Annotated in this window: 10 protein-coding genes; 7 read left to right on the plus strand and 3 right to left on the minus strand. The window is 60.9% G+C overall.

From position 1 onward, the window contains the following. Positions 1–87: 87 nt before the first annotated feature. From AC2FNA_RS20605 to AC2FNA_RS20625, 5 genes are read left to right on the plus strand one after another with little or no spacing between them, the layout of a single operon-like run. Positions 88–1,437: an NAD(P)/FAD-dependent oxidoreductase gene (locus tag AC2FNA_RS20605; RefSeq protein ID WP_496829770.1), complete on the plus strand. Its 1,350-nt coding sequence runs from the start codon at positions 88–90 to the stop codon at positions 1,435–1,437. Next, positions 1,376–2,533, plus strand: a complete 1,158-nt coding sequence (locus AC2FNA_RS20610; protein ID WP_496829772.1) for a class I SAM-dependent methyltransferase — start codon at positions 1,376–1,378, stop codon at positions 2,531–2,533. Before AC2FNA_RS20605 ends, AC2FNA_RS20610 begins: the two co-directional genes overlap by 62 nt. Next, positions 2,526–3,020: a hypothetical protein gene (locus AC2FNA_RS20615; RefSeq protein WP_496829774.1), complete on the plus strand. Its 495-nt coding sequence runs from the start codon at positions 2,526–2,528 to the stop codon at positions 3,018–3,020. Before AC2FNA_RS20610 ends, AC2FNA_RS20615 begins: the two co-directional genes overlap by 8 nt. Next, positions 3,020–4,243 (plus strand): MFS transporter, encoded by a 1,224-nt coding sequence (locus tag AC2FNA_RS20620; protein ID WP_496829776.1) that lies wholly within the window; start codon positions 3,020–3,022, stop codon positions 4,241–4,243. Before AC2FNA_RS20615 ends, AC2FNA_RS20620 begins: the two co-directional genes overlap by 1 nt. After that, positions 4,243–4,803 (plus strand): DUF3833 family protein, encoded by a 561-nt coding sequence (locus AC2FNA_RS20625; RefSeq protein WP_496829778.1) that lies wholly within the window; start codon positions 4,243–4,245, stop codon positions 4,801–4,803. The genes AC2FNA_RS20620 and AC2FNA_RS20625 overlap by 1 nt, the downstream gene beginning before the upstream one ends. Positions 4,804–4,913: 110 nt before the next feature. Here the strand turns inward: AC2FNA_RS20625 and AC2FNA_RS20630 are convergent, their stop codons facing one another. Beyond that, entirely contained in the window at positions 4,914–6,623 is a 1,710-nt protein-coding gene (locus tag AC2FNA_RS20630; RefSeq protein ID WP_496829780.1) for an amidohydrolase, read from the minus strand. A gap of 477 nt (positions 6,624–7,100) precedes the next feature. Here AC2FNA_RS20630 and AC2FNA_RS20635 point away from each other — a divergent pair, with 477 nt between their 5' ends. Then, positions 7,101–7,727, plus strand: a complete 627-nt coding sequence (locus tag AC2FNA_RS20635; RefSeq protein WP_496829782.1) for an alpha/beta hydrolase — start codon at positions 7,101–7,103, stop codon at positions 7,725–7,727. A 45-nt stretch (positions 7,728–7,772) separates the two neighbouring features. Here the strand turns inward: AC2FNA_RS20635 and AC2FNA_RS20640 are convergent, their stop codons facing one another. After that, on the minus strand, positions 7,773–8,672 hold the full coding sequence (locus AC2FNA_RS20640; protein ID WP_496829784.1) for a mechanosensitive ion channel family protein: 900 nt from the start codon (positions 8,670–8,672) through the stop codon (positions 7,773–7,775). Between AC2FNA_RS20640 and AC2FNA_RS20645 the strand changes: the two genes are divergently transcribed. Further along, on the plus strand, positions 8,619–9,068 hold the full coding sequence (locus AC2FNA_RS20645; protein WP_496829786.1) for a hypothetical protein: 450 nt from the start codon (positions 8,619–8,621) through the stop codon (positions 9,066–9,068). The two genes, AC2FNA_RS20640 and AC2FNA_RS20645, sit on opposite strands and share 54 nt — an antisense overlap. A 354-nt stretch (positions 9,069–9,422) precedes the next feature. On the opposite strand, the gene bhcD is transcribed toward AC2FNA_RS20645, so the two are convergent. Next, a partial coding sequence (gene bhcD / locus AC2FNA_RS20650) for an iminosuccinate reductase BhcD (protein WP_496829788.1) occupies positions 9,423–10,287 on the minus strand: 865 nt, incomplete at its 5' end.

Here is a 10,287-nt window from a genome sequence, read left to right on the forward strand (position 1 = left end):
ACCCAAACGCGACCTTGTTTGAAAAATGGTGATCCGTTTCTCCCGCGCCATCGTAACACCTTCAAACAACACGAAGGAATGTTGCCCATGCTGGACCAGACCCAGGGTCCCCGCCGCAAGATTGCAATTATCGGAGGCGGCATTTCCGGTCTCTCTGCCGCCTACTATCTTTCTGTTACCCATGATGTCACTCTCTATGAGGCGGCGCCGCGTCTGGGGGGGCATGCCCGGACGGTCATGGCCGGCAGGAACGGCGACCAGCCCGTCGATACCGGCTTTATCGTTTTCAACTACGCGACCTACCCTTATCTGACCCGGCTGTTTCGCGAGCTGGATGTCCCGGTGATCAAGAGCGAGATGAGCTTTTGCGCCAGCATCGACGACGGGCGGCTGGAATACGGTTTGAACAATCTGCGTACGATTACCGCTCAAAAACGCAATCTGTTCCGGCCGCAGTTCCACAAGATGATCGCCGATATCATCCGCTTTGGGAAACGGGCCGAGGCCGCCGCAACGGATGACGAGAAAACAATCGGAGACCTGGTCGAGGAGCTGGGCCTGGGCCGTTGGTTCCGCGACCACTATCTGATGCCGATGTGCGGCGCGATCTGGTCGACCCCGGTCAATGATGTGGACGCGTTTCCGGCCAAATCTCTGGTACAGTTCTTTCGCAATCACGCGCTGCTCGCCGGCACCGACCAGCATCAATGGTGGACCGTCAAAGGCGGCAGCATCGAATACGTGCGTCGGCTCGAAGCGGCGCTCTGGGCGCGGGGTTGCGAGATCCATACCGGCACCCCCATTCGACAGGTGGTGCGCCAGGCGGGCTCGGTTCGGATCGTGGCCCAGGGACAGGCGGTGCGCGGGTTCGACGACGTGATCCTTGCCTGTCATTCCGATCAGGCGCTTGCCATTCTCGGCGGCGATGCGACGCCCGCCGAGGCCGCCGCGCTTGGCGCCATCCGCTACCAACCCAACACCGCGGTTCTGCATTGCGACGAGGGGCAGATGCCACGGCGCCGAAACTGCTGGTCCAGTTGGGCCTATCGCAGCCAGGATGGCGGTGTCGGGGTCACCTACTGGATGAACCGCCTTCAGAGCATCCCTGACACCGATCCACTTTTCGTGACGCTGAATCCAACACGACCCATTCCCGACGACAAGGTCTATGACCGGGTGGAATTTGCGCATCCTGTCTTTGACAAGGCGGCCTTGCGGGCGCAGCGGCAGATCCGCGCGATGCAGGGTCAGAACAACACCTGGTTCGCCGGCGCCTATAACCGGCACGGGTTCCACGAGGACGGCATCGCGAGCGCGATGCGGATCGTCCGGATGATGAACACGCTCACCCTCTACCCAGCCAAAGGAACAGATCATGGCACTCACGGACAAAGCGCTGAAATCGGAATTCCTCTCGGTCTGCGCGCGTCTGCGTGAGGGCAGACTGACGCTGCGCACCCCCGATGGGGCGCGCTACGAGTTCGGCAACACCGGACCCGAGGCCGAGATGCAGATCAACGACTGGGCCGCCGTATCCGCGATGGCGGCTCATGGCCAGGTTGGCCTGGGCGAGGCCTATGTGCAGGGTCTGTGGGACACATCCTCGATCGAGGGGTTGATGCAGCTTGCCATGCGCAATCGCGACCATCTGGGCAGCTATGATCAGGCAAGCCCGTTGAACCGCGCCAAGTTTCGCATTGTGGATACGGTTTTGCGCGCGAATTCCAGGCGCGGTGCCCGCAAGAACATCCGGGCCCATTACGACGTGGGCAACGAGTTCTATCAGCTCTGGCTGGACGACGGCATGACCTATTCCTCGGGCCTGTTCGGGTCGGGCGGGGACGATCTGGCACAGGCTCAGACCCGCAAGAATGCCCGTATCCTGTCGCGGCTAGGAGACGGCGAGCGGGTTCTTGAGATCGGCTGCGGTTGGGGAGGCTTCGCCGAGCAGGCCAGCAGCGAGGGCCGCGATGTGACCGGCGTGACCATCTCGCGCAATCAGCACAGCTATGCCGAAAGCCGTCTGGACGGACGGGCCGACATCCAGCTGCGAGACTATCGCGACATCCAAGGTCGGTACGACAACATCGTGTCGATCGAGATGATCGAAGCGGTGGGCGAGCGGTATTGGCCAAGCTATTTTGCCAAGCTCAAGGCCAATCTGGCCGAGGGTGGTCGGGTGCTGTTGCAGGCGATCACGGTGCGCGACGATTTCTTTCAGACCTATCGCGCCTCGTCGGACTACATCCGGCAATACGTGTTCCCGGGCGGCATGCTGCTATCCGATCAAGCCATCGCACGGCAGGCGGATCTGGCGGGCTTACAGGTCAGGGAAAGCTTTGGCTTTGGTCAGGATTACGGCAAGACCTGCCGCATCTGGGCCCGCCGCCTGTCCGATCAGAAGCGCCGGATAATGGAGCTGGGCCATGGCGAGGCCTTCTTTCGGAACTGGCAGTATTACCTCGAAATCTGCGCCGCTTCCTTTGCGATTGGCCATACCAATGTGGTGCAGGTGGAGCTGGCCCATGCCTAGAGTGTTCGCTGTTCTCTGCCTGCTTGCCCTGCCCGTCGCCGCACCCGCCAGCCAGGTGCAATCGCTGTTGCCGGGGGCCGAGGAGCGCGGCGCTGCCACGTTCCGCCTGCTGGGTCTGCCTGTCTATCAGGCGCGCCTGTTCACGCGCAATGCGGCGCCGCTGGATTGGTCGCAGGATTTCGGGATCGAGCTGACCTATCAGCGCAGGATCAGCCAATCCGATCTGGTCGAGGCAACGCTGCGCGAAATGGAGCGGATGGGAAACCCGCCGCCACCGGCCTCAAAGTTCACGGCCTGCTTTCAGGATGTTCAGCCCGGTGACAGCTATCTTGCCATCAGCAGGGGGGTAGATCGGCTGGAATTCCGGCTGAACGGCCGCAAGACCTGCGACCTGAGGCACAAGAGTATCAAACGGAATTTCATGTCAATCTTCCTGGGGCCCGACAGCCGTTCAGCCCGGTTCACGCAGGCGCTCTTGGGTCAGTGATGACCTATCCCCGTGTCAGCCTCTATGCGATGATGCTCGCATCGGCGGGGATCCCGCTTTACATCCATCTGCCGCAATTCGCGGCGGTGGAGCTGGGGATAGGTCTGGGCACGGTTGGAGCCATCCTGCTTGCCATCCGGCTTGTCGATCTTGTTCAGGATCCGGCGATCGGCTGGCTGGTCGACCGCTGGCCATCGGCGCAGATGCCCTTTGCCATGCTGGCCGCCGGCGGGCTGGCGCTTGGCTTTCCACTACTGTTCTCCCTGACAGCCGGACCCGGTGTCATCGTCAAGCTGGTCGCCATTCTGATCGGGCTGTTCACCGCCTACAGCCTTGGCATGATCCTGCTCTATGGCCGCAGCGCGACGCTCGCCAGAACCCGCGAACCCGGTGAATTGCTGAGGCTTGCGGCCTTTCGCGAGGGCGGCATGCTGGCGGGGGTGATCTTTGCGGCCATTGCACCTGCGTTGATTGTGGGCCTTGGGGTATCGGGCAGTGCCTATCCGACCTTTGGGCTGGCGCTTGGCGGGTTTGCGCTGCTGACCGCGCTGTTGACCCGCCCGATCTGGGCGCGGCCCGTGCTGGCGGGCCGGCCCCTGTCGCTCCCGTCGCTGGCGGATGCGGGCGCGCTCCGCTTGCTGGCGCTGGCAGTTCTCAACAGCCTGCCTGTGGCGCTGACCTCTACCCTGTTCCTGTTCTTTGTCGAGGACCGGTTGCAACTGGCCGGATATGCGGGTGGACTGCTGGTGCTTTTCTTTCTGTTCGCCGGCCTCAGCGTGCCGTTCTGGACCCGTCTCAGCCAACGTATCGGACCCCGGCAGACCCTGCTGATCGCGATGCCGCTGGCGATTGCAAGTTTCGTTGGCGCGGCCTTTCTTGGCGCGGGCGATCTGCTGCCCTTTGTCCTGATCTGCGCCATTTCGGGTGCGACCCTTGGCGCCGACATGGTGCTGTTGCCGGCCATGTTCAGCATCGCGCTGACCCGGGCGGGCCTGAATGCCTCGACTGCCTTTGGCATCTGGTCCTTTGCCGGAAAGCTGGCCCTGGCGCTGGCCGCCTTCCTTGCCCTGCCTCTGCTGGAGCAGCAGGGATTCCAACCGGGTGCTGACAACGATCCGCGCGCCTTGGGCGCTCTGACCCTGACCTATGCCATCCTCCCCTGCGTGCTGAAATCCGCGGCCTTTGCTTTTGCTCTGACGCTGCCACAAGAGAGACCTGCCTGATGAAACTCCTTACCGTTGCCCTGCTGGTGATCGTCGCGGCGATGATCGTGAAAACCTATCTGCTCAGCTTCAAGTTCCAATCGCCAGAGGACTATACCGAAACCGGCCCGCAGTTCGTTCTGAACAAGCACCTTTCAGGCGAGATCCTGTCGGAGGGAATCATCTTTGGGCCCAACGGAAAGATGGCCAACAGCTTCGTTGCAAAGATGTTTGGCGAATGGGACGGAGACACCGGCACCCTGTCCGAGGAATTCACCTACTCCAACGGGACGACCCAGAGCCGGAAATGGTACCTGACCCTTGGCCCCGACAACACCTTCACCGCGACCGCGGACGATCTGGTGGGAGAGGCCCAGGGCACGATTTCGGGTTCGACGGTCCAGCTCCACTATCAGATCGTGCTGCCCGAGAGTGCAGGGGGCCATGTGCTCAAGGCGACCGATTGGATGTATCTCACCGCTGATGGCGCGATCATGAACAAGTCCGAGATGCGCAAGTTCGGCCTGAAGGTTGCGGAACTTGTCGCGACAATGCGACCGGTGCAAGGGACATCGCAGTGAACCGGCGACAGTCCGTCGGCCACCGGGCCTGACTTCCACGCACCTGCTGCATGCCCGAAATGACCACGCCTTCGAACGGGATCGCAGGGCGATCGCCGCTCGGGGCGCGGTCAGGCTGCAAATACCTGACGGCCATCCATCCATGTTTCCAGCACCCTGATCTCCTTGATCCGGTCCGGGGCAACATCGCGCGGATCGGATTCGAGTATGACCATATCGGCCAGCTTGCCGGGCTCCAGGCTGCCCACCTCGTGATCGGAAAACAGCTGCCATGCGGCCTCGGATGTGACCGCGCGAATGGCGGCTTCGACCGTTACCGTCTCTTGCGGAGCAAGGATGTAATCGGGTTCCTTCCAGGTCCGCCGGGTAACGGCCATTTCGATCATGTGAAGGGGGTTGGGGTCGGTCACCATGAAATCGGAATGTAGGGTAAACCCGATGCCTGCCTCTTCCACACTGCGGCAGCGATCGAGGAGTTGCGCCTTGTCCTCGCCGAAGACGGTGTCGCGCATTGCCACGCCCCAGTAATGGACATGTCCGATGAGAAAACTGGCAGAGATGCCCAGTTCTTTCATCCTTGCAATCTGTTCATCGTGCAGGATCGAACAATGTTCGATCCGGGGGCGGATCCGTGACATATCAAGACCCGCATCGCGCAGCGCCTCACAGGATGCGAGTATGTTGTCTATCGCTGCGTCGCCATTGCCATGGATGGCAAGGTGCCAACCCTTTTGCGCCCGCTCCAGCGCCGCGGCTGTCAGTTCGTCAGGCTGCATATAGGCAAGGCCGCGGTCGTCGCTGTTGAGATAGGGGTCTCGTTGCAGGCCGGTAAACCCCTGGTTTGAACCGTCGGCGACCAGCTTGTAACCCGCGATGCGCACCAGCGCATCGCCGTCGCCTTGCTTGATCCCCGCCGCGTCCCAGGCATCGGCACCGACCGTATAGAAGGGATAGGCACGTATCCGGGCCTTGAGCCGACCTGTCTTGGCGGCAGCGACCATGACCTGGGTATCGGCAGGCGATTGAGACAACGCTCCCAGGCTCAACTCGGACACAGTGGTCAGGCCGAGCGCGCCCCATTTGTCGAGCAGGTTGATCAACCCCTCAACCGGGTCAGAGGTGGTCATGGCGGGATTGTTGGCGGCAACAAGGAGAAAGGTAACGTTGTTCTTCATGACGCCGTTCATGTTGCCCGCGTCATCTCGAACGAACTCGCCTCCGGGGGGGGCTTCGGTCTCGTTGGTGATGCCCGACACCTCGAAGGCTTTGGAATTGGCATAGGCGATATGGCCCGATGCGTTCAGAACAAAGATAGGATGCTCGGTGGAGATCGGGTCGAGATCCGCAAAGGTCAGTGCGTCGGCGCCGTCCTGCACCGCAGGGTCAAAGTTGCGAAAGGCCAGCCATTCGCCCGCCGGTGTTTCGGCGGCACGACGGGCGATGTGGTCAATCACCTCGGCTACCGTGGTAAAGCGTGCCATACCGACATATTCCATGATCGAGTCGACAACCGAACCGCTTACCACATGAGCATGTGGGTCGATGAAACCCGGCAAGACGGTCTTGCCGTCCAGATCGACGATCCGGGCATCCTCGCCGGCAACTGCGCGCACCTCTCCATCGGTGCCCACGGCAAGGATACGGTTGCCACGCAGAGCGATGGCTTCGGCTTCGGAGAAGGCATCGTCGACAGTCAGAACCGTGCCATTGGTGAATATGGTTACGGTTTGATCCTGCGCTTGCGCCGTGCCGCCCGCGCCCAGCATCGCCGCCAGGCTTGCGGTTGCAGCGCCGGTCTTCATGAAGTCGCGGCGGCCCATGCTGAGGAAATCTATCCCCCAGTTGCAGGCCCAGCCCCCTGTGTTGTCAGCCTGATCCTTAAGCTGACGGACACTTTGATTAACTGCAAACATTCCGCCAAAGGTCCCGCTGCAACAAGGGCAGCCGTAAAAATCTTTATCAGCCATGTTCTCTCCAATCGTTATGGTGCGATGGCGGTCGAAGGGGGTCGACCTCTATCTTTGGGTCGCGCGGTCCGAATTAACTGGTCAAGGAGAATGCTAACGAAAAATCGGTCCGGTTACGATGCAGACGATCGTATACAGGTCCGGCCGTTCTGCAACGGTTCGAACCATCACCAGAGCACCCGATCCCATGCCATGGCCCGTGACCATCGCGGGTTGGCTTTGCACACGGGTGTCGCGTAGTTGGCAACGGAGCCACCGCTCGAAACCCGGGAAAACGCCCGCCAGATTACGCTCGCCGCTGCGCGTGACCAGAACTACTCCCTGCGTGTCGTGGGCGTGCGGGAAACCGGGGTCATGCCGTTCAGCGCAATCAAAGACATGAACGCGCCCCCAAGTCGTGCCGAGATCGAGGCGGCGGGACGGCATTTTGCAGCTCTGGTCCATGCGCAGCTTTCCCAATCGCGGAACAAGGATATCCTTATCTACATTCACGGCTACAACGTCGATTTTGACTATTCCAGATTGGTGTCCCGCCAGTTGCAGCATTTTCTGGGCGATCAGGGTGCCTTTATCAGTTTCAACTGGACCGCGACGCCAAGCCGGCTGGCCTATTTCCGGGATCAGGAAACTGCCCTGGCCATTGCAAGGCGGGTCTTTTGGAGAACACGTCTGGGTGAGGCGGGGGATCCCGGCAATACAATGCCAGCGCTGCAAGCGGAACTGGCACGGGTCAAGGGTCTGCATGTCATCAACGTGACCGATGTCGAGGCTGCCAGTACAGGCAACGTAAACCGGAATTTTCAGTTGTCACCATGGTCCAGCAGCGATCTCTTCCTGCCGTTGCTGACCAGTGCGGACCCTGCTGCACGCGGCCTTGTCCGCATTTCCGGAGAAGTCGCTTGGCGGTTTTCTGATGATTATCCGGACAGGATCAAGGGGTTGGGCCGGTTGTATTGACAAGACGCGTTCAATTGTACCGGCAGAGCCCCAAAGGTTCGGGTCCTAGCCTGAGGGTGCCTTGACCTTGCCGAAATCGCGCAGACGAATTTCCTGTATGTCGGTGGCGATCTCGATGTCGGCCGAGCGCAACGCATCGTCGATCGCGCGATAGAGCTCGTCGCGACCCGCAAACATCGTCGGATAATTCGGGAACTGTACCCAGATCATGTAGGTGTAGGGTGAACTGCTTGCATCCATCAATCTGACGACAGGCTCGGGATCGCGCGAGGGGATCTTGCAGGCGCGCGTCGCCTGTTCAAGCAAGGCGACCACCAGGGCGGGCGCATGTTCATTCGAAACCTTCACCGTGTACCAGGGAGCAAAGCTGTGCTGGCTGCCATACAGGTTGGTGAAACTCTCGCTCGCCAGACGTCCGTTCGGGATCACATAGGATGTCTTGTCCCATTTGCGCAGTCGCGTGGCGCGCCAATTCATGTCTTCGACCTGCCCCTCGGTTCCATCTTCAAGCCGCAGCCAGTCGCCGATCTTGAACGGGTGCTCGATCGTCAGCGCAAGCCCCGAGAAAAAATCTCCGAGCGTCTGCTGCATGACAAATGCCAGAACGGCGGCTGTGGCGCCGGTCCAGACGAACAGCTCGGTGGGTGTATTGCCATCGGAAACGAAAAACCCGAGGACGCCCAAAAGCATGAAGATGCTGTAAAAGCCGATCCGGGACAGGCGAGAGACGCGCCAGTCCGGCTTGTCTGCGCGTTTCTTGTGCACGGCGCCTTCGACAATGCGCGCGATTGCGACCGCCCAGCCCAGATGCAACACGAGTTCCGCGCCGATCTGAGGAATATCGGCCCAGCCCCTGAATCGCGGCAAGGTGCCGATAAGGATGATGATCCCATGGATGGTATAGGTTGCAAAGACAAAGAGAATGGCCTCGATGATACCACCCATGAACGGGTGTTTTACCAGAAACCATCGGGTGCGTTCCCATTGCCGGAACAAGACCCAGATAATGAGCGCCGCAAAGAGTACGACGACAATGGCCGGGCCCCTTTCGAGATCAACAATTGTCAATGTTCTGGCTTCCAAATCGAAAATGCCTTTGGCTTGCGTCACGAATTCCTTTCCAAATACGGTGTGAAGGGATTTTTCAAGTGTCTTCTATTAGCGGTAAACATCTCAGATGGGCCGGTCCAACCCCACTCGATCCTCTGCGCGCATGGCTCTCTGCCCTTGGCAAGGCGCTGCACCGATGCGCATTCCGTTGCTCCCAAGAGCTTTGCCAACTCGTCTCTGCGTCGCGAAGAGATGCCGAGACGCCACCAGCAATTGCTTGGGCTGCAATGATATCCCGGGCTTGGCAGGGACATGATGACGGGGATCCTTCACCTTGCCTTCGGCACTTTCCGGCATCTCTCGATGCCACCGAGCCGCAGATGTGATGAATGGAAACAGCGCGCCACGCCGCGTGTTTCCGAAAGTTTCGAAGGGCAGATACATCGGTGGACAGGCGCGATCCGATCAGAGGTTTGAGGCTGAGGCCGTTACAACAGGACGACTGCGGCCAGGCATGCCGTTCGGACACGCGTCTGATGCAGGTATCGTCCCTCCCATGGCCCCAGTCGATCGCGTTCCAACCGCTCAGGGCGCGGTGGCCTGACGCCAGCTTGTGCCCTGCACCGCCGGTTTTCCGCTTTTCCTTCAGATCTCCACGTGGATTGCGACGCCGCGATCTACTGCCAGGTTGACGACGGCGGAGGCAACAGCGAGGTCCTGCAAACCAACGCCGGTGCCGTCGAAGAGGGTGATCTGATTGTCCGACGTGCGGCCCGGATGGGTGCCGTTGATCACGGCGCCCAACTGGACGATATCGGCTTGCGTGATCAGACCATCCGCAATCGCGTGTTGTGCCTCGCCGATGCTGACCGACTGGGCGACTTCATCGGTGAACACCGAAGCGCGGGCCAGAAGCGCGGCCTCGACCTCCTGCTTGCCCTTGGTGTCGGTTCCCATGCAGGCGATGTGGGTGCCCGGGCTGACATGGCCGGCCATGAGGGACGGCGAGAAGGCCGAAGTGATCGAAATGATCACATCCGCCTCATCCATTCCGGGCAGATCGACAGCCTCGAACGGCACGCCGGCCTCTTCGGCAACCCTGGCCAGGTTGGGCAACATCTCAGGGTGGTAGTTCCAGCCAATCACCTTCTCGAAGGCGCGCTGTTCCAGGGCGGCGCGCAGCTGGAACGTGGCCTGATGGCCCGCGCCGATCATGCCGATGACCTTTGCATCCGGGCGGGCGAGATGCTTGATCGACACCGACGAGGCCGCCGCCGTGCGCAAGGCCGTCAACAGGTTGCCGCCGACCATGGCCGAGGGTTTGCCGGTATCGGGATCGAACAGGAACACGGTGGACTGGTGATTGATCAACCCGCGCTTTGCCAGGTTGTTGGGCCAGTAGCCGCCCACTTTCAGGCCCAGTGTCTGGCCAGCGCGGTCAAACCCTCCCTTGAAGCCGTAAAGCGCGTCCTCGTGGCCGAGGGCCTCGCGCACCACGGGAAAGTTGCAG

Source organism: Ruegeria sp. YKSD163 (assembly GCF_059612905.1).